The organism is Methylobacterium sp. 4-46, from assembly GCF_000019365.1.
Lineage (GTDB): Bacteria > Pseudomonadota > Alphaproteobacteria > Rhizobiales > Beijerinckiaceae > Methylobacterium.
Genome location: NC_010511.1, coordinates 6,600,937 through 6,623,705, shown reverse-complemented (window position 1 = coordinate 6,623,705; position 22,769 = coordinate 6,600,937). Strand labels below are relative to the sequence as shown.

Annotated in this window: 21 protein-coding genes; 8 read left to right on the top strand and 13 right to left on the bottom strand. The window is 73.4% G+C overall.

The window, feature by feature from the left end:
- Positions 1 to 359: 359 nt before the first annotated feature.
- The 5 genes from M446_RS29150 to dctP all read right to left on the bottom strand — a co-directional run bounded on the left by M446_RS29150 (position 360) and on the right by dctP (position 6,579).
- Positions 360 to 1,883 (bottom strand): malonate--CoA ligase, encoded by a 1,524-nt coding sequence (locus M446_RS29150; protein ID WP_012335689.1) that lies wholly within the window; start codon positions 1,881 to 1,883, stop codon positions 360 to 362.
- A 38-nt stretch (positions 1,884 to 1,921) separates the two neighbouring features.
- Positions 1,922 to 3,331, bottom strand: a complete 1,410-nt coding sequence (locus M446_RS29145) for a malonyl-CoA decarboxylase (RefSeq protein WP_012335688.1) — start codon at positions 3,329 to 3,331, stop codon at positions 1,922 to 1,924.
- A gap of 154 nt (positions 3,332 to 3,485) precedes the next feature.
- Positions 3,486 to 4,832 (bottom strand): TRAP transporter large permease, encoded by a 1,347-nt coding sequence (locus M446_RS29140; RefSeq protein ID WP_012335687.1) that lies wholly within the window; start codon positions 4,830 to 4,832, stop codon positions 3,486 to 3,488.
- Positions 4,829 to 5,566, bottom strand: a complete 738-nt coding sequence (locus tag M446_RS29135; protein WP_012335686.1) for a TRAP transporter small permease — start codon at positions 5,564 to 5,566, stop codon at positions 4,829 to 4,831. Before M446_RS29135 ends, M446_RS29140 begins: the two co-directional genes overlap by 4 nt.
- On the bottom strand, positions 5,563 to 6,579 hold the full coding sequence (gene dctP, locus M446_RS29130; RefSeq protein ID WP_012335685.1) for a TRAP transporter substrate-binding protein DctP: 1,017 nt from the start codon (positions 6,577 to 6,579) through the stop codon (positions 5,563 to 5,565). Before dctP ends, M446_RS29135 begins: the two co-directional genes overlap by 4 nt.
- A gap of 192 nt (positions 6,580 to 6,771) precedes the next feature.
- Here dctP and M446_RS29125 point away from each other — a divergent pair, with 192 nt between their 5' ends.
- Positions 6,772 to 7,527, top strand: coding sequence for a GntR family transcriptional regulator (locus M446_RS29125; protein ID WP_012335684.1), 756 nt, complete (start codon positions 6,772 to 6,774; stop codon positions 7,525 to 7,527).
- A gap of 60 nt (positions 7,528 to 7,587) precedes the next feature.
- Here the strand turns inward: M446_RS29125 and M446_RS29120 are convergent, their stop codons facing one another.
- Positions 7,588 to 7,791, bottom strand: coding sequence for a hypothetical protein (locus tag M446_RS29120; RefSeq protein ID WP_018263677.1), 204 nt, complete (start codon positions 7,789 to 7,791; stop codon positions 7,588 to 7,590).
- Positions 7,792 to 8,276: 485 nt separating this feature from the next.
- On the opposite strand from M446_RS29120, the gene M446_RS29115 reads away from it, so the two are divergent.
- Positions 8,277 to 9,488, top strand: coding sequence for an MFS transporter (locus tag M446_RS29115; protein ID WP_012335682.1), 1,212 nt, complete (start codon positions 8,277 to 8,279; stop codon positions 9,486 to 9,488).
- 60 nt (positions 9,489 to 9,548) lie between these two features.
- Here the strand turns inward: M446_RS29115 and M446_RS29110 are convergent, their stop codons facing one another.
- From M446_RS29110 to M446_RS29100, 3 genes are all read right to left on the bottom strand, one after another.
- Complete coding sequence (locus tag M446_RS29110) at positions 9,549 to 10,514, bottom strand: homoserine kinase (RefSeq protein WP_012335681.1); 966 nt, start codon at positions 10,512 to 10,514, stop codon at positions 9,549 to 9,551.
- Positions 10,515 to 10,638: 124 nt separating this feature from the next.
- Positions 10,639 to 11,640, bottom strand: coding sequence for a 4-hydroxy-3-methylbut-2-enyl diphosphate reductase (gene ispH / locus M446_RS29105; RefSeq protein ID WP_012335680.1), 1,002 nt, complete (start codon positions 11,638 to 11,640; stop codon positions 10,639 to 10,641).
- A 167-nt stretch (positions 11,641 to 11,807) separates the two neighbouring features.
- Positions 11,808 to 12,965 (bottom strand): MFS transporter, encoded by a 1,158-nt coding sequence (locus M446_RS29100; RefSeq protein ID WP_012335679.1) that lies wholly within the window; start codon positions 12,963 to 12,965, stop codon positions 11,808 to 11,810.
- Positions 12,966 to 13,274: 309 nt separating this feature from the next.
- Between M446_RS29100 and M446_RS29095 the strand changes: the two genes are divergently transcribed.
- Together M446_RS29095 and M446_RS29090 are read left to right on the top strand one after the other, a co-directional pair.
- Positions 13,275 to 15,173, top strand: coding sequence for a monovalent cation:proton antiporter-2 (CPA2) family protein (locus tag M446_RS29095; RefSeq protein WP_012335678.1), 1,899 nt, complete (start codon positions 13,275 to 13,277; stop codon positions 15,171 to 15,173).
- The gene (locus M446_RS29090; RefSeq protein WP_012335677.1) at positions 15,163 to 16,608 is read left to right on the top strand and encodes an MATE family efflux transporter; all 1,446 of its coding nucleotides are present in this window, start codon (positions 15,163 to 15,165) and stop codon (positions 16,606 to 16,608) included. Before M446_RS29095 ends, M446_RS29090 begins: the two co-directional genes overlap by 11 nt.
- On the opposite strand, the gene M446_RS29085 is transcribed toward M446_RS29090, so the two are convergent.
- Entirely contained in the window at positions 16,543 to 16,881 is a 339-nt protein-coding gene (locus M446_RS29085) for a DUF1127 domain-containing protein (RefSeq protein WP_012335676.1), read from the bottom strand. The genes M446_RS29090 and M446_RS29085 overlap by 66 nt on opposite strands.
- Positions 16,882 to 17,004: 123 nt before the next feature.
- On the opposite strand from M446_RS29085, the gene M446_RS29080 reads away from it, so the two are divergent.
- Positions 17,005 to 17,877, top strand: coding sequence for a LysR substrate-binding domain-containing protein (locus tag M446_RS29080; protein WP_063826021.1), 873 nt, complete (start codon positions 17,005 to 17,007; stop codon positions 17,875 to 17,877).
- Positions 17,878 to 17,903: 26 nt separating this feature from the next.
- Here the strand turns inward: M446_RS29080 and M446_RS29075 are convergent, their stop codons facing one another.
- The 3 genes from M446_RS29075 to M446_RS29065 form a co-directional block, all read right to left on the bottom strand.
- Positions 17,904 to 18,074 carry a Flp family type IVb pilin gene (locus M446_RS29075; RefSeq protein ID WP_236728862.1) on the bottom strand — a complete coding sequence of 57 codons (171 nt, stop codon included), beginning with the start codon at positions 18,072 to 18,074 and terminating at the stop codon, positions 17,904 to 17,906.
- A gap of 193 nt (positions 18,075 to 18,267) precedes the next feature.
- Positions 18,268 to 18,588 carry a DUF3072 domain-containing protein gene (locus tag M446_RS29070; RefSeq protein ID WP_012335673.1) on the bottom strand — a complete coding sequence of 107 codons (321 nt, stop codon included), beginning with the start codon at positions 18,586 to 18,588 and terminating at the stop codon, positions 18,268 to 18,270.
- A 147-nt stretch (positions 18,589 to 18,735) separates the two neighbouring features.
- Positions 18,736 to 19,623: a branched-chain amino acid aminotransferase gene (locus M446_RS29065; protein ID WP_012335672.1), complete on the bottom strand. Its 888-nt coding sequence runs from the start codon at positions 19,621 to 19,623 to the stop codon at positions 18,736 to 18,738.
- A gap of 192 nt (positions 19,624 to 19,815) precedes the next feature.
- On the opposite strand from M446_RS29065, the gene M446_RS29060 reads away from it, so the two are divergent.
- From M446_RS29060 to M446_RS29050, 3 genes are read left to right on the top strand one after another with little or no spacing between them, the layout of a single operon-like run.
- The gene (locus tag M446_RS29060) at positions 19,816 to 20,496 is read left to right on the top strand and encodes a MarR family winged helix-turn-helix transcriptional regulator (protein WP_012335671.1); all 681 of its coding nucleotides are present in this window, start codon (positions 19,816 to 19,818) and stop codon (positions 20,494 to 20,496) included.
- Between the two features lie 4 nt (positions 20,497 to 20,500).
- Positions 20,501 to 21,223: a response regulator gene (locus tag M446_RS29055; protein ID WP_012335670.1), complete on the top strand. Its 723-nt coding sequence runs from the start codon at positions 20,501 to 20,503 to the stop codon at positions 21,221 to 21,223.
- Complete coding sequence (locus M446_RS29050; RefSeq protein WP_012335669.1) at positions 21,224 to 22,648, top strand: ATP-binding protein; 1,425 nt, start codon at positions 21,224 to 21,226, stop codon at positions 22,646 to 22,648.
- The last annotated feature ends 121 nt before the right edge of the window (positions 22,649 to 22,769 follow it).

Below are 22,769 nucleotides of genomic sequence, written 5' to 3'. Positions count from 1 at the left end.
GGTTGCGGACGGGCGGCGGGGGCGCGTGTGGATTGCGGGGATGCGGCTGGGGCGTGCGCGTCAGACCACATCCGCTCGACCCCTTCGGGATGGCGGATTGGGGCTTCGCTCAGGCGCCGCGCGGGGGTGTGATCCGGGCGGATGGTCGGCCGCGTGCGCTGCGCCGCGCTTCGGCAGCGCTCCCGTCCCGGAGGCAGCCCGCCGGGCGCTTCCCGACCATTACGGGCGATGCGCGGCCGTCGGGGTCCTGGAGGCCACCCGGCCCCGGAGGGGCATCCGGGCGCGGGGTGCGGGCGCCGGCCGCGGGCGGGGTCGGACGCGCCGGCTCTCCGGCATCGCGGCCCCTCGGGCGGCGGGTCTCAGCCCGCGTAGAGGTCCCGGTTGGCGTCCCGCAGCACGTTCTTCTGCACCTTGCCCATGGTGTTGCGGGGCAACTCGTTCACGAACAGCACGCGCTTGGGCAGCTTGAACTTGGCGAGCCGGGCCTCGAGGGCGCCCAGGATCTCGGCCTCGCCCACCCGCTCGCCCGGCCGGCGCACCACCACGGCCGTCACGCCCTCGCCGAAATCCCGGTGCGGCAGGCCGATCACGGCCGATTCGAGCACGCCCGGCAGCGCGTCGATCTCGGTCTCGACCTCCTTCGGGTAGACGTTGTAGCCGCCCGTGATGATGAGGTCCTTGCCCCGCCCCACGATGTGGACGTAGCCGCGCGCGTCGATCTTGCCGAGGTCGCCGGTGATGAAGAAGCCGTCGGGCTTGAACTCCGCCGCGGTCTTCTCCGGCATGCGCCAGTAGCCCTTGAAGACGTTGGGACCGCGCACCTCGATCATGCCGACCGCCTCGGCCGGGAGCGGCGCCCCGCTCTCCGGATCGACCACCCGCAGCGCCACCCCCGGCAGCGGGAAGCCGACCGTGCCCGCGACCCGCTCCCCGTCATAGGGGTTCGAGGTGCTCATGTTGGTCTCGGTCATGCCGTAGCGCTCGAGGATCGCGTGGCCGGTGCGCTCGCGCCACTCGCGATGGGTCTCGGCCAGGAGCGGCGCCGAGCCGGAGACGAACAGGCGCATGCCCCTGGCCGCCGCCGGCGTCAGGCCCGGCTCCTTGAGGAGGCGGGTGTAGAAGGTCGGCACGCCCATCAGCACGCTCGCCCGGCCCATCAGGGCGAGGATCCGCGGCGGGTCGAGCCGGGGCAGGAAGATCATCGCGGCGCCCGCCATCAGCACCGTGTTGGTGGCCACGAACAGCCCGTGGGTGTGGAAGACCGGCAGCGCGTGGATCAGCACGTCGTCCGCCGTGAAGCGCCACGCCTCGACCAGGGTGAGCGCGTTCGAGGCGAGGTTGTCGTGGGTGAGCATGGCGCCCTTCGAGCGCCCGGTCGTGCCGGAGGTGTAGAGGATCGCCGCGAGGTCGTCGGGGCCCCGCGCCACGTCCGCGAAGCTCTCGGTCTGGCCGCGCGCCTCCGCCGCCATCGTGCCCTCGCCCGCCGCGTCGAGGGTGGCGACCTGCTTGACGCCCGCCGCCTCCGCCACCGGCCGCAGCGTGTCGAGCCGGCCCGGATCGCAGACGAACAGCGCCGGCTCGGCGTCGCCGAGGAAGTAGGCGATCTCGGCCGGGGTGTAGGCGGTGTTGAGGGGCAGGAACACCGCGCCCGCCCGCACGCAGCCGAGATAGAGCGCGATCACCGCCGGGCTCTTCTCCACCTGCACGGCGACCCGGTCGCCCGGCGCCACGCCGAGGCCGACGAGGGCGGCCGCGTAGGCCCCGGACGCCGCCACGAGGTCGGCGTAGCTCCAGCGCAGGCCCTCGGGCGTCTCGAGGAAGAGGCGCGCGGCGGGATCCTGCGGCAGGCGGGCGCGGACGAGGTCGAAGAAGTGGTTGGCCATGGTGGGGATCCGGACAGGGAGCGGCGCGTCGGGTCGCCTCAGGCCTCCGCCAGCGCGACGGCGCGGGCGGGGGGCAGGTTCTGGCGCAATTCGCGGTTGACCGCGATGGAGGCCGAGACCGTGCCGAGGTTGGCGTAGGTCTCGTGGTTCTTCTCGATCGCCGCGAGGTCGTAGAGGTAGTTCACCATCAGCCCGTAGGACTGGGCGAGGCCCTTCTTGGAGACGTCGCCGAGGAAGTTCAGCCGCTCCAGCCGGGCGCCGTTGCCGAGATGGAAGCGGGCGACCGGGTCGACCGGCTTGCCGCGCGGGGTCTTGGCGCGCAGGAAGTAGTAGGCGGCGGCCGGCAGCAGCGCCTTGCGCACCGTCTCCGCGGTCGCCTTGTCGGCGTGCCAGTCGGGCCTGTCGAGGAGGCGCAGGGTCTCGACGTCCTCGCGCGTGAGGCCCTGCGGCGCGTCCGCCCGGCGCTCGCGGTCGAGCCAGTGGCGGAAGCCCGGCACCGGCGACAGCGTCACGAAGGTCTTCAGCGCCGGCATCTCCCGGCAGAGATCCTCCACCACCTGCTTGATCAGGAAATTGCCGAAGGTCACGCCGGCGAGCCCGCGCTGGCAGTTCGAGATCGAGTAGAAGATCGCGGCCGTGGCCTCGCGCGAGGCCATGGGCTGGCGCTCGTCCGAGAGGATCGGGCCGATCGCCGTGGCGATGCTGGTGGTCAGCGCCACCTCGACGAAGATCAGCGGCTCGTCGACCAGGGCCGGGTGGAAGAACGCGAAGCAGCGCCGGTCCGCCGGCTCGATCCGCCGCCGCAGGTCGTCCCAGCCCGAGATCGCGTGCACCGCCTCGTAGCGGATGATCTTCTCCAGGATGTGGGCCGGCGTGGTCCAGTCGATCCGGTGCAGCACCAGGAAGCCGCGGTTGAACCAGGAGGCGAAGAGGTGCTCGAAGTCGGAATCGAGGCTCTCGACCGCGTCCAGCAGGGCGGCGTCGCGGTCCTCGGCGCCGCGCAGGAGGTCGCGGTAGCTGAACAGGTCCTCGCGCATGCGCACCAGCGCGATCGTGCCGTCGCGGGCGAGGTTGAGGCGGCGGATCAATTCCTGCGAGCGCGGCTCGGCCGCCTCGTGCAGCCGCCCGAGGGTCGCCCGCGAGGGGGCCGCCTGGTAGCCCGCGATGGCGCCCGCCACCGCCTCGACGTCGGCGCCGAAATCCACCGCGATCCGGCGCAGGAAGTCGTGGCGCTCGGCCACCGTGAAGGTGGCGTAGCGGTCGAGGATGATGCGGGCGAGGGCGACGCCCGAGGCCTCGCCCCGCCGCGAGATCAGGTCCTCGCAGAGCTTGACGAGGTCGGGGACGCTCGCCCGCGACAGAGCCTCCCCCCGGCCGAAGGGGATGAGCCCGCGGCCTCGCTCCGTGATGCTCTGGAGGAGGTCGCCGAGGAAGGAGATCGCCACCATGTCGCCAGCCCACGCTCCGTGCCGCCTGTCCGCGGCGGGCAAGTCTTCCGCGACGGGCAAGTCTTCCGCGACGGGCAAGTCTCCTGCCGCGCCGCCCGTCCGGGACAGATAGGGTTCCGCCGCGCCGGCGGAGAAGTCTCGGCCCGCCACGGCGTCAGCTCCCGAGCAGCCGGTCCGGCAGCCACAGGGCGATGCCGGGCGCGACGCACAGGATCAGGATCGCCGCCGCCATCAGCAGCACGAAGGGCAGCGTGCCCCAGATGATGTCCGAGAGCGGGATGTCCGGCGCGATGTTCTTGATCACGAAGATGTTGAGGCCGACCGGGGGATGGATCAGGCCCATCTCCATGGTGATGGTCATCACCACCCCGAACCAGACGAGGTCGAAGCCCGCGGCCTTGAGCGGCGGCAGGATGATCGGCGCGGTCATCAGGATGATCGAGACCGGCGGCAGGAAGAAGCCGAGCACCACGACGAGGAGCAGGATCGTCGCCAGCAGCAGCCAGGGCGAGAGCTGCAGCGCCACGATCGCGGCGGCCGCGGCCTGCGAGATATGCAGGTAGCTCATCACGTAGGCGTAGAGCAGCGACATGCCGATGATCAGCATCAGCATGGTCGATTCGCGCAGGGTGGCGGTGAGGATCGGGTCGACGTCCCGCGGTTTCCAGACCCCGTAGATCAGCGCGATCAGCACGAGCGCCAGGATGCCGCCGAGCCCCGCCGTCTCGGAGGGGGTGGCGTAGCCGCCGTAGAGCGCCACCATCACGCCGGTGAGCAGGACCACGAAGGGCATCACCCGCGGCAGCGTCGAGAAGCGCTGCGCCATCGAGTAGCTCTCCTCGGCCAGGATCGCGTGGCCGGGCCCGCCCGCCGCCTGGACCGCCCGCGCGGCGGCGAATTCCCGCCGGAAGCGGAAGACCGCGTAGAGGGCGAAGAGCGCGACCAGGAGGAGGCCCGGACCGATCCCCGCGAGGAAGAGCCGCCCGAGGGATTGCTCGGCCGCCACCGCGTAGAGGATCATGGTGATCGAGGGCGGCAGCAGGATGCCGAGCGTGCCGCCCGCCGCGATGATCCCGGCCGCGAATCCCCCCGAATAGCCGCGCTTGCGCATCTCCGGGATGCCGGCCGAGCCGATCGCCGAGCAGGTGGCCGGGCTCGACCCCGCCATGGCGGCGAAGAGCGCGCAGGCGAAGACGTTGGCGATGCCGAGCCCCCCGGGGATGCGGTGCATCCAGGCGTGCATCGCCGAGTAGAGGTCCTGGCCGGCCTTCGAGCGCCCGATCGCCGCGCCCTTCAGAATGAAGAGCGGGATCGACAGCAGCGTGATCGACGCCATCTCCTCGTAGACGTTCTGCGCCACCGTATCGAGGGAGGCGCCCGGCATGAAGGCCAGCATGAAGACGAGGGCGACCGCCCCGAGCGCGAAGGCGATCGGGATGCCCGACAGCATCGCCCCGAGCGTCGCCCCGGCATAGAGGATTCCGACGACGGCCGTGCTCATTGGGCGGCCCTCCCGGGCCGCGGGGCCCTCCCGGGCTGCGGGGCCACTTCGGGCTGCGGGGCCACTTCGGGCCGCGGGCCCGCCTCGGGCCGCGGGCCCCCCTCGGGCCGCGAGGCCACCTCGGCGAGGTCGGCCCCGAGCCCGACCTTGGGATCGGCGCGGCCGGCCGCGAGGGGGCCCCGCGCGATCCCCTCGGCGAGCTGCAGCAGGAGCTGCAGGGTGAGCAGTGTCATGCCGGAGGCCATCAGCGCGTAGGGGATCCAGAGGGGCGGGCCCCAGGTCGATTGCGAGGTCTGCCCGTCGACCCAGGCCTCATGCAGGAGGGTCCAGCTCTTCCACGAGAAGAAGGCGACGAAGAGCAGGCTGACGAGGTCGGCGAGGACGAGCCGCGCGGCGTTGACGCGGGGGCTCAGCAGGCCGGTCAGCGCCTCGATGGCGACGTGGCCGCGCCGCGCCTGCACGGCGGCCGCCGACAGGAAGGTCGCGCCGACGATCAGGAACACCGCCGTCTCGTCCTGCCACTCGGTCGGGACCTTGAGGAAGTAGCGCACCACGACGCTGTGGGTGAGGACCAGGCAGGCCGCCATCAGGGCGAGCCCCCCGAGGAGCAGGATCAGCCGGTTGACGGCCGCCATGGCGGCCTCGACGGCGCCGAGCGCCCCCGGGGCGCGCGGGATGCCGCGCCCGTCGTGGCCGGCGGCCGCCGCCGAGGCCGCGTCGAAGGCGTGGCTCACGCGACTGCCTCCGCGAGCTTGAGCATCTCGGCGCAGCTCGACGATTTCGCCGCGTAATCCTTCCAGGCGGTGTCGCGGGCGATGTCGCGCCAGCGGCCGAGGGTCGCCTCGTCGAGGGTCGCGATCTTGGCGCCGGCCTTCCCGAAGACCTGCTCGACCCGGTCGTCGTCCGCCATCGCGCCCTGCTGCCCGAAGGACTCCAGCTCGGCCCCGACCTGCATGATCAGGTCCTTCTGGTCCTTCGGCAGGCCGTCGAAGACGATCTTCGACATCATGATCGGCTCCAGCATGAACCAGTAGGAGCGGCCCTTGCCGGAGGTCAGCGCCTTGGCGAGCTCCTCCAGGCGGAAGGAGATCAGGCTGGTCGAGGAGGTGATGACGGCGTCGCAGGCGCCGGTCTGCATCGCCGCGTAGGATTCGTTGGAGGGCAGGCTGAGGGTGGCGGCGCCCGCCGCCTTCATCATCAGGTCCATCTCGCGGGAGCCGCCGCGCACCTTCATGCCCTTGGCGTCGTCCGGCGTCACCAGCGGGCGCTCGCGGCTCGCCACGCCCCCCGATTGCCAGACCCAGGACACCATCACGATGCCCTTGGCCTGCAGGATCTCGGCGAGCTTGCGGCCGACCGGGGCGGCCTTCCAGGCCTTGGCCTGCTCGTAGGAGGTCACCAGCGCCGGCATCAGCCCGATATTGGTCTCCGGCACCTCGCCGCCCGCGTAGGGGAGCGGGTAGAGGCTCATGTCGAGCGCGCCCTTCCGCATCGCGCTGAACTGGGCGTTGGTCTTCATCAGGGACGAGCCCGGATAGACCTGCAGGTCGAGGGCGCCCTTCGAGCGCTCCTTGAGGGCGACCGCGAATTTGCGCGCCATGCGGTCGCGGAAGTCGCCCTCGTCGATCGAGCCGCCCGGGAACTGGTGCGACAGCTTGAGGGTGGTGGCCGCCCGGGCCGTCCGGGCGGACAGGAGCGCGGGCGCCGCCAGACCGGCGGCCACGAGCGAACGACGCGTGAGAGCCATGGCGTGTCTCCTCCGGCCGGGTCGATCCCGGCGCGGCCGGGGCCACGCCCCGGCTCTGTGTGCGGCCACCCCTTATGGACGGGGCGGCTCGTGGTATATTGCACGGAAAGAAGCCCGCTCTTGTATATTTTGTCAACCGGCCTGCATAATCCGCGCGGATCCGGTTCGGGCCGCCCGGGGGGTGACGCCGCCATGAGTCACACGCACAGGAACGGTCCCGCGGACAGGACCGAGGGTCACGCGCCCAAAAATCACCCGCTTGGGAACCACCCGCCCAGGAACAACCCGCCCAGGAACCACGCCCAGCGGCTGAAGCAGACGATCGAGGACGAGATCGTCGACGGCGTGCTGCCGCCCGGGGCGCGGCTCGACGAGGTCCAGCTCGCCGCGCGGTTCGGGGTCTCGCGCACGCCGATCCGGGAAGCGCTGCTGCAGCTCGCCGCGACCGGGCTGATCGAGGTGAAGCCGCGCCGCGGCGCGGTGGTGAGCACGCCCGATCCGGCGCGGCTCCTCGAGATGTTCGAGACGATGGCGGAGCTGGAGGCGTCCTGCGCGCGGCTGGCGGCCCGGCGCCTGACGGCCGAGCACCAGCGGGAGCTCGTCGCGGCCCTTGAGGCCTGCCGGAAGGCGGCCGAGACCGGCGACACCGAGGCCTACTACGCCGAGAACGCGGTCTTCCACGCGGTCATCTACCGGGCCTCGCGCAACGGATTCCTGTGCGAGCAGGCCGTGCAGCTGAGCCGGCGCCTCGCGCCGTTCCGCCGCATCCAGCTGCGCGCCCGCCACCGGCTCGGCCAGTCCTTCGCCGAGCACGCGGGCGCCGTGGAGGCGATCCTGGCGGGCGACGAGGCGCGCGCGGGCGAGTGCATGCGCGCCCACGTCATCGTGCAGGGCGACCGCTTCGCGGACCTGATCCTGAGCCTGCGCCGCGACAGCGCGGCGGCGTGAGCCCCGGCCGGATCGCCCGCGGGCGCGTCCGCCGAAGCGGCGCCCCTCGGCGGATGAGGCTCAGCCGCCGCGGCCGGGCAGCGGCGTCAGCTCGATGCGGTCGGCGCGCTCGCGCCAATCCTCGATGCCGTGCTGGCGGGCGAAGCGCAGGGCGGCGGCCCGCTCGGCCCGCTGCGGGTCGCGCGCGCGGGTGATCTCGACCGTGCCGACCGCGAACGGCACTCCCATGATCTCCTTGGCGAACTGAACACGGTATTGCGACATCGTCCGATCCCTCGCGGATCCAGGTCATGCCGGCGTCGCGCCGGCCCTGCGGAGCTGCCTCACCAAGAGTTCACGCTGTCCTGCCCGGACCCGCCGCCAGTGCAGCGCGGCCGTTCGACCGTGCCGATCCGGGAGCGGTCCCGGCAGGACATCCGGCGCCAAGTATCCCCGGGCCGCGCCGCCAGGCCAAGCGGAATTCGTCGTGCAGAATGTCGCCGGCCTGCGCCGGACCCGGAGATGGGGCCGGCGGGTTGGGGGCGAAAGGGCTCGGGCCCGCCGGGATCGTCGCAGCGGGACCCCGCGGGCCCCGTGAGCGGGTCCCCCCGGGCCCCGTGAGCGGGCCCCCCCGGGTCCCGTGAGGGGCGTGCGGCATGTGCGCAGCGCGGGGCGGCCGCGCGGCGCGGGACCCGTGCGCGGGCGGGCACAGGCCCTACCCTAGGGGGACCATTCGGGGCGAGTCGCCCCTGCCCAGCGAACCGGACCCGATGACGAGCGCCCCGTCTTCCGCCCTGCCGCAGAACGCCGCGCTGCCGGCCCTCACCCCGGCGACGCGCCTCAGCCTGAGCCTGATCGCGGGCGGGGCCGTGGCGAACATCTACTACAACCAGCCGCTCCTCGCCGTGCTGGCGCAGGATCTCGGCGCGGCGGCGTCGAGCCTGGTCCCGACCGCGACGCTCGCCGGCTACGGGCTCGGGATCCTCGGCCTCGTCCCGATGGGGGACCGCTACCCGCGCCGCGGGCTGATCGTCGGCCAGCTCCTGCTGCTCTCGGGCGCGCTGGTGCTGGCGGCCCTGGCCCCGGGGCTCGGCACGCTGGCGGCGGCGAGCTTCCTGATCGGCGTCCTGTCGACGGCGGCCCAGCAGGCGGTGCCCTTCGCGGCCGAACTCGCCCCGGACGCCAGCCGCGGCCGGATGGTCGGCCAGGTGATGACCGGGCTCCTGCTCGGCATCCTGCTCGCCCGGACCCTGAGCGGGCTCGTGGGGGCGTGGTTCGGCTGGCGGGCGATGTTCGGCGCCGCCTGCGGCCTCTCCCTCGCCCTCGCCGCCCTGGCGGCCCTGACCCTGCCGGCGACCCGGGCCGCCACCCGCCTGCCCTACGGCGCGCTGATGGCCTCGGTCCTCGACCTCGCCCGGGGCCAGGCGCCCCTGCGGCGCGCGGCGCTGTCCCAGGCGCTGCTCTTCGCCGCCTTCAACGCCTTCTGGACCAGCCTCGCCCTGTTCGTGGAGGGACCGCCCTTCCGCCTCGATCCGGCCGGGGCCGGGCTGTTCGGGCTGATCGGCGCCGCGGGCGCCCTCTGCGCGCCCTATGCGGGGCGCTTCGCCGACGCGAAGAGCCCGCGGCCGGTGGTGATCGGCGGCGCGCTGCTGACGCTCGCCTCCTTCGCGGTGTTCGGGCTCCTCGGCGGCCGCTCCCTCGCCGCGATGGCCCTCGGCGTGCTCCTCATCGACATCGGCATCAACACGGCGCTGATCGCCAACCAGACCCGGGTCTACGCGCTGGCGGCGGGGGCGCGGGGGCGGATCAACACGGTGTTCTTCACGGCGGTGTTCATCGGCGGCGCCCTCGGCGCCTCGGCGGGCACCCGCGCCTTCGCGGCGGGGGGCTGGCCGCTGCTCTGCCTCGTCGGCGGCGCCTTCGCGGCGGCGGGGGTGGTGGTGCCGCTGCTGGAACCCAGGGCCGGGCCCCGGGGGGCGTGAACCGGTCTCCGGCCCATGGCATCGCCCGCGGGCGGCCGCGGGGAGTTCGGGCGCCCTCCCCTACGGCGTCCAGCCGTATTCCTCCGCCCCCGTCACCCGGCGGTGGAAGGCGAGCTTGCGGTCGTATTCGAGGGGATCCTTCGGCTTCACCAGCGCGCCGGGCGGCACGTTGAGCCAATCCACCAGGCGGGTGAGCATGAAGCGCAGGGCCGCGCCCCGGGCGAGCAGCGGCAGGGACTCGACCTCGCGGGGATCGAGGGGCCGTGCCGCCTGGTAGGCGGCGATCATGGCCTGGCCCTTGGTGCGGTTGAAGGAGCCGTCCAGCTCGAAGCACCACGCGTTGAGGCAGATGGCGAGGTCGTACGCGAAGGCGTCCGTGCAGGCGAAGTAGAAGTCGATCAGCCCCGAGACCGCGTCGCCGATGAAGAAGACGTTGTCGGTGAAGAGGTCGGCGTGGATCACGCCGCCCGGCAGGTCCCGCGGCCAGGCCTCCTCCAGCCGGGCGAGGTCGTCGCGGGTGCGCGCCGCGAGGTTCGGGGCGACCCGGTCGGCCTGCGCCTCGGCCTGGGCGAAGAGCGGGCGCCACGCCGCGACCGAGAGGGCGTTGGGGCGCCGCATCGGGAAATCCACCCCGGCCGCGTGGAGGCCGGCCAGCGCCCGGCCGAGCGCCCGGCAGTGGCGCACCCCGGGCCGGCGCACCGAGACGCCGTCCAGGAAGGACACGATCACGGCGGGCCGCCCGCAGAGCCGCCCGAGCGCCGTGCCGGCCCGGTTGCGGATCGGCTGCGGGCAGGCGAGGCCGCGCGCCGCGAGGTGCTCCATCAGGCCGAGGAAGAAGGGCAGGTCCCCCTCCGCCACCCGCTTCTCGTAGAGGGTCAGGATGTAGGAGCCGACCGTGGTGTGCAGGTAGAAGTTGGTGTTCTCGACCCCCTCGGCGATGCCCTTGTAGGAGAGCAGGCCGCCGATGTCGTAATCGGCCAGGAAGGCGGCGAGCGCCTCGTCGGGAACCTCGGTGTAGACCGCCACGGTCCGTATCCGTCTCGAAGGAAGGAGGCGGCCGGACGGCGTCGCCCCGGCGCGCGAGGGGCGCCGCCCCGGTGATGGGGCGGCGCCCCGCGCTTGTCAAAGACCGCCCGGCGGGGCGGTCAGGTCACTCGGCGGCCTCGCTGCGCAATTCCCGCGGCAGCGGGAAGACCATGTCCTCGGTGGTGGTCGAGACCGTGTCGACCGTGACCGCGTAGCGGGTCGCGAAGGCGTCGATGATCTCCTCGACCAGCACCTCGGGGGCCGAGGCGCCGGCGGTGAGGCCGAGCCGGCGGATATTGGCGAAGGCGTCCCAGTCGATCTCCTCGGCGCGGTTGAGGAGCCGGGTGATCGGGCAGCCCGCCCGCTCGGCCACCTCGCGCAGGCGCTGCGAGTTCGAGGAGTTCGACGAGCCGACCACGATCAGCGCGTCCACGAGGGGCGCCACCTGCTTGACCGCCTCCTGGCGGTTGGTGGTGGCGTAGCAGATGTCGTCCTTGTGCGGGCCGACGATCGCCGGGAACTTGCGCTTGAGCGCCTCGACGATGTGGTGGGTGTCGTCGACCGAGAGGGTGGTCTGCGTCACCCAGGCGAGGTTGTCGCGGTTGGCGGGCTCCAGCGCCTCGATCTGCTCGACGTCCTCCACCAGGGTGATCGAGCCCGCCGGCAGCTGGCCCATCGTGCCGACCACCTCGGGATGGCCCGAATGGCCGACGAGGAGCACGTGGCGCCCGCGCTTGTGGTGGATCTCCGCCTCGCGGTGGACCTTGGTGACGAGGGGGCAGGTCGCGTCGATGGTGGTGAGGCCGCGGCTCTCGGCGGTCTGCGGCACGGTCTTGGCGACGCCGTGGGCCGAGAAGATCACCGGGGCGTTGCCGTCCGGAACCTCGTCGAGTTCGGAGACGAAGACGGCGCCTTTGCGCTTCAGGCTCTCGACCACGTACTTGTTGTGGACGATCTCGTGCCGGACGTAGACCGGCGGCCCATAGATCGCGAGCGCCCGCTCGACCACGTCGATGGCGCGCACCACGCCCGCGCAGAAGCCGCGGGGCGCGCAGAGCATGATCTCGAGCGGGGGTTTCTCGGGCGCGGCGGCGCCGGGGGCGGAGGAGTTCGCGGGAGCGGTCATGATACCCGGGATGTGGCGAAGGGGGGCTTGGCCTGTCAACCTCTCATCGCATCGAATCACGGCGATCCCTAGACGCAACCGCCGGATCGCCCGCGCGCCGGGTGAGACGGCGCACCTGCGCGGCGCGGGCGCGCCCCGCGCGGCGCGGCGGCTTCGGCGGGCGGCGGTCAGCGGGCCGGCCGCAGCCGGGCGAGGCGCGCGAGCAGGGCGCAGGCCGCGAGCGAGCAGCCCATCGCGGTGGCGAGCGCGGGGGCCGGCCCGAACCGGGTCAGCAGGGCACCGAGGAGCGGCGGCGCCGCCGCGGCCGCGAGGTTGAGCGGCAGCGCGATCCGCGCCAGCGCCGCGCCGTAGGCGGCCCCGTCGTAGAAGACGAGGGGCATCGTCGCCCGGGCGATCGCGAAGGCGCCGCTGCCCAGCCCGAACAGGACCGCGAAGACCAGGGCCGCCGCGCTGCCGCCGCCGCCGAGGAGCAGCGCCGCGAGGCCGAGCGGCATCGCCCCGGTGGCGACGATCCCGGTGGTCAGGCCGTCCCAACGCGCGCCGCCGGCCATGTCGATCATCCGCCCGGCGACCTTGAGCAGGCCCATGGCGGAGCCGGCGGCGACGGCCTCGGCGGTGCCGAAGCCGTAGGCGGTGAGGAGCGCGATGGTGACCGCTTCGAGCCCGAAGGAGACGAAGCCGCTGAGCCCGATCGCCGCCGCCATCAGCCGGAAGGGGGAATCGGCGGCGGAGGGCGCGGGCGCCGCCGCGGTGGCCGAGACCGGGCCCCGCGCGGGCGGCAGCCAGGCGAGCAGCGGCAGCACGAGGGCGAGCTGGAGCCCGGCATAGAGCCGCACCGCCCCGCGCCAGCCGATCGCGGCGTCGAGCCAGGCGGTGAGCGGCCAGAAGATCCCGGTGGCGAGGCCCGTCACCAGCATCACGAGGCCGATCGCGCTGCGGGCGCGGGGCCCGGCGAGTTCGGTCAGGTAGGCGTTGGCGCTGGTCGAGAGCATCGCCGCGCCGAAGAGGCCGAGCACCGCCCAGGCGAGCAGGTAGCTCGCGAGGCCGGCGGCGGCCGAGAGCAGCAGCAGGCCGGCGGCGCCGAGGAGGGACCCGGCCATCATCACGGACCGCGCCCCGATGCGCGCGTAGGCTCGGCCGAGGAGCGGCGAGGCGAGCCCCGACACCACCATCACGAGCGAGGATCCGGCCAGAACGGTGGGCAGGTCGAGGCCGAGGGAGGCCCCCATCCGGGCGCCGATCACCGGGGGCAGGAGGATGCTGCCCCACCCGATCACCTGCGTGGCGGCCAGGATGGCGAGGGGGCGGCCGAGGCGGACCTGCATGGGGAACCGGGGATGGGCGGGCGGGAGCGCCGCAGCATGGCCGCTTCACGGATCTGCCGCAACGGCGGGGCGGCGCGGGCGCCCTCTCGCGCCGGCCCCTCGGGGCTTCGGCTTCGGCGAGGGGCGCCGGCGGGGGCGCCGGCGAACGTCGGAGCGACGCGTCGCGCCGCGCGACGCTCCGGGCGCGCCGCGATGGCGCGCCCGCCGACCGAGGCTCGCTCCGGCCTCCCGCCCCGCCCCCTCCCGCCTCGCTTTGCGCCACATCCCCGGGTTAAGGAGTGCGCTCCCCTCACCCACCGGGAGCCCCGCATGGCGAGTGCCGCCGACCACGCCAGCTTCCTGCCGCCGGTCCTCACCTTCCTGTCGGCCGCCGTGGTCGGCGTGCCGATCGTGCGCCTGCTCGGCCAGAGCGCGGTTCTGGGCTACCTCCTGGCCGGGGTGGTGATCGGGCCCTCCGGGTTCTCGCTGATCCCGGAGGCCGAGACGGCGCGCAGCGTCTCGGAGCTCGGGGTGGTGCTGCTGCTGTTCATCGTCGGGCTCGAACTGGAGCTCTCGCGGCTGATCTCGATGCGCCGCGACATCCTGGGCCTCGGCACGCTCCAGCTCGTCGCCTGCGCGGCGGCGCTCGGGGGACTCGGCATCCTGGGCGGCCTCACCCCGGCCGCCGCCGGGGTGGTCGGCACGGCGCTCGCCCTCTCGGCGACGGCGGTCGCCCTGCAATTGCTGGAGGAACGGCGCGACCTCGCCGCCCCCTACGGCCAGCGCGCCTTCGCGGTGCTGCTGTTCCAGGACCTCTCGGTGGTGGCGATCCTGGCCCTGTTGCCGCTGCTCGCCTCGACCGGCACGGCGGCGAGCGGCAACCCGCTCGGCGAGGCGCTGCGCGCGGCGGGCTCGGCGGTGGCGGCGATCCTGGCGGCGGTGCTGGTCGGACGCTACGGCCTCAACCGGTTCTTCCGGCTGCTGGCCGCCAGCGGCGCCCGCGAGGTGATGACCGCCGCCGCCCTCTTGGTCGTGCTCGGGACCGCGCTGCTGATGGAGCATGTCGGCCTCTCGATGGCGATGGGCGCCTTCCTGGCCGGGCTGCTGCTCGCCGAATCGAACTTCCGCCACCAGCTCGAGGCCGATATCGAGCCGTTCCGCGGCATGCTGCTCGGCCTCTTCTTCATGAGCGTCGGCATGTCGATCGACGTGGCGCTGGTGCGGGAGCACTGGCTCGGGCTCTCGGCCGCCACGGTCTCGGCGATCCTGCTCAAGACCGCGGTCGTGGCGGCCCTGTTCCGCCTGTTCGGCTCGCCCTGGCTCGACGCCCTGCGGGGCGCCGCCGTGCTCGCGCCGGCGGGGGAATTCGCCTTCGTGCTCCTGCCGATGGCGGGCGAGCTCGGGATCGTGGACGGGGCGGCGGGGCGGCTCGCCATCGCGCTCGCGGCGCTCACCATGCTGGTGGGGCCGCTCGCCGCCAAGGGGCTCGACGGGCTGCTCGCGCGGCGGCGCACCGGCGCCCTCGAACCGGCCTACGACCAGATCGAGAGCACCGACGCCCGCGTCCTCGTGGTCGGCTTCGGCCGCTTCGGCCAGATCCTCAACCAGGTGCTGCTGGCGCAGGGGATCAGCGTCACGGTGATCGACAAGGACGTGGAGCAGATCCGCAGCGCCGCCCGCTTCGGCTTCCGGGTCTATTACGGCGACGGCACCCGCCTCGACGTGCTGCGGGCGGCCGGGGCCGGGCGCGCCGAGGTGATCTGCATCTGCATCGACGAGGCCGAGGAGACCCTCAAGATCATCGACCTTGTCCACGCGGAATTCCCCGCCGCCCGCACCTACGTGCGGGTCTTCGACCGGGTCCAGGCGATCGAGGCGATGAACCGGGACGTCGACTTCCTGATCCGCGAGACGGTCGAGTCGGCGCTGGCCTTCGGGCGGGCCACCCTGGAGGCGCTCGGCGTGCCGGCCCAGGAGGCGGCCGGCATCGCCGACGACGTGCGCAAGCGCGACGTCGCCCGGCTCGTCCTGCAGCAGGCCGGCGAGCCCCTCGACCGCACCGACCCGGTGCGCGGCCTCGTGCGCATCAAGCCCGAGCCCCTGACCGCGCCCCAGCGCGCCTCCCGGGCGCTGACCCAGGAGACGCGGGACATCCTCGCCAAGGAGCGGCCGGCGCCGCCCGAGCCCGCCCCCGAGGCCAGCCCGGAGCCGGTCTCCGATGAGGCCTGACCGCGCCCGGACGGGCGAGGCCGCCTTCGTCACCGGCTCGACGCTGCGCCACGTGGTGGTGATGGGGGCGGCGGGCTCGGCCGGGCTGATGGCGGTCTTCGCCGTCGACCTCCTGTCGCTGCTCTACGTGTCCTGGCTCGGCGACCCGTCGCTCACCGCGGCGGTGGGCTTCGCCTCCATCCTCCAGGTCTTCGGCGTCTCCATCAACATCGGCATGATGATCGCGGTCGGCGCCCTGGTGGCGCGGGCCCTCGGGGCCGGCGACCGGGAGCGCGCGCGGCGCCTCGCCGCCTCCGCCATGGCGCTCACGGTCCTGGCCTCCCTCCTCGTCCTCGCGCTCCTCGTGCTCTTCCTCGACCCGCTCCTGCGCCTCGTCGGGGCGGGGCCGGAGGTGGTGCCGGCGGCGCGGCGCTTCCTGCTGATCTCGCTGCCGGCCCTGCCCCTGATGGCGCTCGGCATGGGCTTGTCCGGCGTGCTGCGCGCCGTGGCCGATGCCCGCCGGTCCAGCGCCGTGACGGTCGGCGGGGCCGTGGTCATGGCCGTCCTCGACCCGCTGCTGATCTTCGGCCTCGGGCTCGGGCTCGACGGGGCGGCGCTCAGCGTGGTGGCGGTGCGCCTCGCCTTCGCGGCGATCGGCTGGCAGGGCGCCGTGGCGGTGCACCGCATGGTGGCCCTGCCGCGGGCCGAGGCGGTCCTGGCCGACGCCCCCGAGGTGCTGCGCATCGCCCTGCCGGCGGTGCTGACCAACCTCGCCCCGCCCGTGGCGAGCGCCTTCCTGGCCCAGGTGATCGCGGGGTTCGGGACGCAGGCCGTGGCGGCCGGCGCCGTGATCGACCGGCTGATCCCGGTCGCCTTCGGGGGGCTGTTCGCGCTCTCGGGGGCGATCGGGCCGATCCTCGGCCAGAACTGGGGCGCGGGCCGCTTCGACCGGATGCGGCGCATCCTGCGGGACGCCGTCCTGGTCACCGCCCTCTACCTCGCGGCGGTCTGGCTGGCGCTGGCGCTCGGGCGCGGGGCGATCCCCCGCGCCTTCGCCCTCGACGGCGAGGCGGCGCGCCTCGTCGCCTTCTTCTGCCTCGTCGGCAGCGGGATCTGGTTCTTCAACGGGCTGCTGTTCCTGGCCAACGCCGCCTTCAACAATCTCGGCTTCCCGCTCCTCTCCACCGCCTTCAACTGGGGCCGGGCGACGCTCGGCACCATGCCCTTCGCGGTGCTGGGCGCCCGGCTCGGCGGGCCGGAGGGCGCCCTGCTCGGGGTCGGGGCGGGCTCGGTCGCCTTCGGGGCGCTGGCGCTCCTCGCCGCGTTCCGGGTCGTGGGCGTGCTGGAGCGCCGGCCGCGCAGCGGACCGGCCCCCCTTCCCGGCGCGGCCTCAGGCGGCGAGCCCCCGCCCCACCCGGCTCCCGTCGCGGGCCACCAGGGTCACGCGCACCGCTGAAGGGCCCACAGGCGAAGCGCCCAGGATCTTGGAGTGACGTCGGTCCGCCAAGTGCAGGGTCGGGTCGTCCCGCCACGACAGGTCGAGGGCGCCCACGACCTCGGCGCGGGTCAGCCCGAGATCCCTGAGCATGCGGTCGTCGAGCGCGGCGAGGCGATGGGCGGCGCGCCGGTGGGCGAGGAGGCGGATCACCGTCGCCACGCCCTTGTGGGCCACGCGACCGGCCCGCAGGACCAGCGAGAGAACACCGAGGGGAGCGAAACCGACCGTCATCCTGACCTCCGGCGGCGGCCATTCCGGGGCGCGCCGCAGCCCCCTCATACGCCGGCGCGACCGATCCGTTGAGCGAATGCTTGAGATGTGTCACATCACGGAAGCTGATGAAAGGAGGCCGCCCTGCACCCCCTCGACATCGACCAGCTGCGCAGCTTGGTGGCGATCGCCGAAACCGGCTCCTTCACCCAGGCCGCCGAGCGCGTGCACAAGACGCAATCGGCCGTCTCGATGCAGATGAAGCGGCTGGAGGAGCGGATCGGGCGCGAGATCTTCGCCCGGGCCGGGCGCGGGGTGCGGCTCACCGACGACGGGGAGCGCCTCCTCGACTACGCGCGGCGGATCGTGTGGCTGCAGACCGAGTGCCTCGCGCGCTTCGCCGAGGGCGACCTCGCGGGCCGGGTGCGGCTCGGCCTGCCCGACGACTACGCCGAGCGCTACCTGCCGGAGATCCTGGCCCGCTTCGCGCGGGCGCATCCGCGCGCCGAGGTGACGGTGGTCTGCGAGCCCACCGACATGCTGGTCGCCCGGATCGGGAGCGGCGACCTCGACCTCGCCATCATCACGGAGGCGCGCCACCGCGGCAGCATCGAGACGATCCGCACCGAGGCGCTGCTCTGGGTCGGGTCGGGCCGCCACCGCACCCACGCGCAGACGCCCCTGCCGCTCGCCCTCGGGCGCCCGGCCTGCGTCTGGCGCGCGGCGGCGCTCGCGGCCCTGGAGCGGGTCGGCCGCCCCAACCGCATCCTGTTCGTGAGCTGGAGCTCGACCGCGGTCGGCGCCGCGGTGCTGGCGGGCCTCGCCGTCTCGGTCCTGCCCGAGAGCGCGCTCAGGCCCGGGATGCGGATCCTCTCCCCGGCGGACGGGTTTCCCGCCCTCCCCACCTGCCGGATCGGGCTCATGCGCCCGCGCATCCCGGAGCCGATGCCGCTGGCCGACGCCCTCGCGGCGCAGATCCGCGAGTGCCTCGACAATCTCGGGATCGCCGCGGAATAGGAGCGGCGTCGGCGGGGCCCGCGCGCTCACGGCTTCGAGAGCACGTTCACCACCTGGCTGCTGAAGTTGGCGTAGAGATTCCCGGTCTGATTGCCGTACAGGCTCAAGCCCCCGACCAGCGCCAGGAAGATGAAACCGGCGATCATCACGTACTCGATCGCCGTGCTCCCTGAGGAATCGCACAGGAACAGTCGCACGGTTTTGGCACGCAGCCATCTGCCGGTCACGACACGCCCCCCTCCACCTCACAGTGCAACGATAGGGCGGAACTCCCTCATCATCGGTTAAGAGAACCCCCGAAAGTGCGCCGCCCGCCACGCCTCTTCCGCAGGGTCAGGGCCGGCCTGGTCGGCCGCCCTGCCCGGATCAACCTTCCTGGTCAGCCCCTGGTCAGCCCTTGCCGGTCGCCTTGCGCAGGGCGTCGATCCGCTCCGAGGCCTCGGCCTTGTCGAGATCGGGATCGTAGGCCTCGCCGTCCCCGGCCTGCTCCGACAGGGTCTTGAGGTAGGAGGCCTGCGCGCCGGTCATCGGCTCGTGCCCGGTCGTCCAGTCCTTCGGATCCTTGATCCGGTTCGAGGGCTCCGCCGCCTCGGGCGCGGTCTTCGGATTCTCCGCCGCGCGAGTCTCGGCCGCGCGAGTCTCGGCCGCGTGGGTCTTGGCCGCGTGCGTCTCCGCCGCGTGGGATTTGGCCGCGTGAGTCTTGGCCGTCATGTCGGCTCCTCTGTTCCCGTATTGTTCTCGTCGGGGGAACGCGCGGAGGAGGCGCCCTGTTCCGTCCCCGGCCGCGACATCCCGCGCCCGGGGACGCCGCCGCGGGAATGCGGCGGCGCGGTGCTCGGGAGAGGTCTCCCGGGCGGGTCAGGCCGCCTTGGCGCGGGGCTGCACCTCGGCGGTGTAATCGTCCATCAGGGCGCGGGTGAGCGCCGCCGGGTGGAACCGGTAGGGGCCGATCTCGGAGACCGGGGTCACCTCGGCGGCCGAGCCGGTGATGAAGCACTCCGAGAAGCCCGCCATCTCCTCGGGCCGGATGCGCCGCTCGATCACCTCGACGCCGCGGCGGCGGGCGAGCTCGATCACCGTCTGGCGGGTGATGCCGTTGAGGAAGCGGTCGGCGAGCGGGGTGTGGATCGCGCCGTCCCGGATGAAGAAGACGTTGGCGCCGGTGCACTCGGCGACGTTGTCCTCCCAGTCGAGCATCAGCGCGTCGGCGTAGCCCTTCTTCTCGGCCCGGTGCTTGGAGATCGTGCAGATCATGTACAGGCCCGCCGCCTTCGAGGCGGAGGGCGCCGTGCGCGGGTCGGGACGCCGGTACTCGGCGAGGTCGAGGCGGATGCCCTTCATCTTGGTGGCCGGGTCGAAGTAGCTCGGCCATTCCCAGGCCGCGATGGCGAGGTGGATGGTGTTGTTCTGCGCCGAGACGCCCATCATCTCCGAGCCGCGCCACGCCACCGGGCGCAGATAGGCGTCCTGCAGACCGCTCTCCTTCAGGACGAGGGCCTTGGCGGCGTCGATCTCGGCCACGGAGAACGGGATCTCGAAATCGAGGAGCTCGGCCGAGCGGCGCAGCCGCTGCGAATGCTCCGTGCTCTTGAAGATCTGCCCGCCATAGGCGCGCTCGCCCTCGAACACGCAGGAGCCGTAATGGAGCCCGTGGCTGAGGACGTGAATCTTCGCGTCCGCCCACGGCACCATGCGGCCGTCGAACCAGATGTGGCCTTCACGCTGGTCGAAGGGGATGACGGACATGACGATGATCCTCGGTTGCGGTTCGTGTCCGGAAGGGCGGGCCGGCTCGCAATCTTCGTGCTTCAGCGACGCGAATGGCGTTCGTTCGTTGCGCCGGCGGGGTTGACGGGTATCAACGGGGCTGAGATATGTCAACAAGGCTGACATAAATCGGACGGCCGGGCGGGGCCCGGAGATCGGGGCGGTGAGACCATGGACAGGACGGCGAACCGAGCTGCCCGAACCCGGCCGAACCCCGCGGAGGGGCCGCGCGCGGCGCCGGCCGACCCGGCCGGCGAGGCCCCGCCGGACCCGGCGAACGAGGACCTGCCGGAGGTCGGCCACGCCTACGACCTGATCGAACTCCTGTTCTTCGCCTATCGGGACTTCGTCTCCGATCCGGACCGCATCCTGGCGGAATACGGCTTCGGGCGGGCGCACCACCGGGTGCTGCACTTCGTGGAGCGCAATCCCGGCCTCACGATCGCCGAACTCCTCGATATCCTGCGCATCACCAAGCAGAGCCTCAACCGGGTGCTCAAGGAGTTGATCGAGTCGGGCTACATCGCGCAGCGCGCCGGGACGAGCGACCGCCGCCACCGGCTGCTGACCTGCACCCCCAAGGGGCATCGGCTGGCCGCGGACCTCGCCCGCCTGCAGGGCGAGCGGGTGCGGCGGGCCCTGGCCGAGGCCGGCCCGGCTGCCCGCGGCCCGGCGAGCCGCTTCCTCCTTGCAATGATCGATGCCGGCGACCGCCCGGCGGTGCGCCGCCTGATCGCGGCGGCGCCGGACGGCGCCGGGGCGGGATCCGGCGCCGGGGCGGCACTCGGCGCCGCGCCGGCACTCGGCGCCGCGCCGGCACTCGGCGCCGCGCCGGCGCCCGAGGAGGGCTGAGGGAATGACGGCGCTCGCCGCCCGGGCGGATCTCCCCGACCACGCGCCCCACATCCTCGTCGTCGACGACGACCGGCGCCTGCGGGACCTGCTCTCGCGCTTCCTCTACGAGCAGGGCTACCGGGTGACCGCCGCGGCGAGCGCCGCGGAGGCCCGCGCCAAGGGGGCGAACCTCGTCTTCGACGCCCTCGTCCTCGACGTGATGATGCCGGGCGAGACCGGCTTCGACTACGCCCGCCAGATCCGGCAGACCTCGCAGGTGCCGATCCTGATGCTCACCGCCCGCTCGAACCCGAACGACCGGGTGACGGGGCTGGAGATCGGGGCGGACGATTACCTGCCCAAGCCCTTCGAGCCCCGCGAGCTGATCCTGCGGCTCAACAACATCCTGCGCCGCAGCGCGGGCAGCGGGCCGGTCGGCGCGGCGGCGCCCCTCGACGCGGTGCGCTTCGGCCCCTTCCTGTTCCGGGTCGAGCGCGGGGAACTCACCCGCGACGAGGAGCCGATCCGGGTGAGCGAGCGCGAGCGCGAGATCCTCACCATCCTGGCCCTGGCCAAGGGCGGGAACGTCGCCCGCGAGGCGCTCACCGGCGGGGCGGAGCCGGGCAACGAGCGCACCATCGACGTGCAGATGAACCGCCTGCGCCGCAAGCTCGAGGACGATCCGGCCAATCCCCGCTACCTGCAGACGGTGCGGGGGATCGGCTACCGGCTCGTGCTCGACTAGATGGCGCTGCCCGGCGGGATCGCGGGCGCCGCGGAGGCGGGCGCCGCGGAGGAAGGAGCCGCCCGCCCGACCCTGGCCGCACAGCTCTCGCCGGCCGCGCTCTGGCGCCGCCTCGGCCGGGCGCTGGGCGAGCGGCTGCCCAAGGGCCTCTACGCCCGCTCCCTGATCATCATCATCGCGCCGGTCGTGCTGCTGCAATCGGTGATCGCCTACACCTTCATGGAGCGGCACTGGCAGCTGGTGACGCGGCGCCTCTCCGCGGCGGTGACGGCCGACGTCGCGGCGCTGATCGACATCTACGAGAGCTACCCCCAGGACCGGGATGCCGAGACGCTGCAGCGCATCGCGGAGCAGCGCCTCAAGCTCGACGTCGACATCCTGGAGGGGGCCAGGATCCCGGCGCCGGGCCCGCGGCCGTTCTTCTCCCTCCTCGACGAGGCCCTCTCGGACGAGATCCGCCGCCAGATCAAGCGGCCGTTCTGGATCGACACGGTCGGCCGCTCCAGCCTGATCGAGATCCGGGTGGCGATCCCGGGCGGGGTGATGCGGGTGATCGCCAAGCGCAGCCAGGCCTACGCCTCGAACTCGCACATCTTCCTGCTCTGGATGGGCGGGACCTCGCTGGTGCTGCTCGGGGTGGCGATCCTGTTCCTGCGCAACCAGATCCGGCCGATCCTGCGGCTCGCCGACGTCGCCGAGAGCTTCGGCAAGGGCCGGGACGTCGAGTTCCGTCCCCGCGGCGCCCGCGAGGTGCGCAAGGCCGGCCACGCCTTCATCGAGATGAAGCGGCGCATCGAGCGGGCGATGGAGCAGCGCACCGCGATGCTGAACGGGGTGAGCCACGACCTGCGCACGATCCTGACCCGCTTCCGCCTGTCGCTGGCGCTGCTGGAGCAGAATCCGGAGATCGAGGACCTCCTGCGCGACGTGGACGAGATGAGCCGGATGCTGGAGGCCTACCTCGCCTTCGCGCGGGGCGATTCGGGCGAGCAGGCCGCCCCCGTCGACATCCGGGCGCTGCTGGAGGACCTGCGCACCGACGTGGAGCGCCTGGGCGGCCACGTGAGCGAGGTCACGCTCGAGGGGCCCGCCACCGTGACGGTGCGGCCCGACGCCTTCCGGCGCTGCCTGTTCAACCTCGCGGCCAATGCGGCGCGCTACGGGGAGACGATCGCGCTGACCGCCCGCCAGGAGAGCCGCTGGCTCGCGGTCTCGATCGACGACGACGGGCCGGGGATCTCGCCGGAGCGGCGCGAGGAGGTGTTCAAGCCCTTCGTGCGCCTCGACGACGCGCGCCAGGATGCGGGCGGCTCCGGGCTCGGCCTCGCCATCGCCCTCGACATCGCCCGCGCCCATGGCGGCGACATCGCGCTCCACGATTCGCCCCTCGGGGGCCTGCGCGCGACGGTGCGGATCCCCGCGTGAGCGCCCCCTCACAAATTGGTCGCGATGTGGCCCTAGAGCGCTCGCGGCCGAGGGGGATGCCGGCTCGGCGCGAGGGAGTGCGGCGCATGGCGGAAGCGGGGATCTCGGCCGAGGCGGCCAG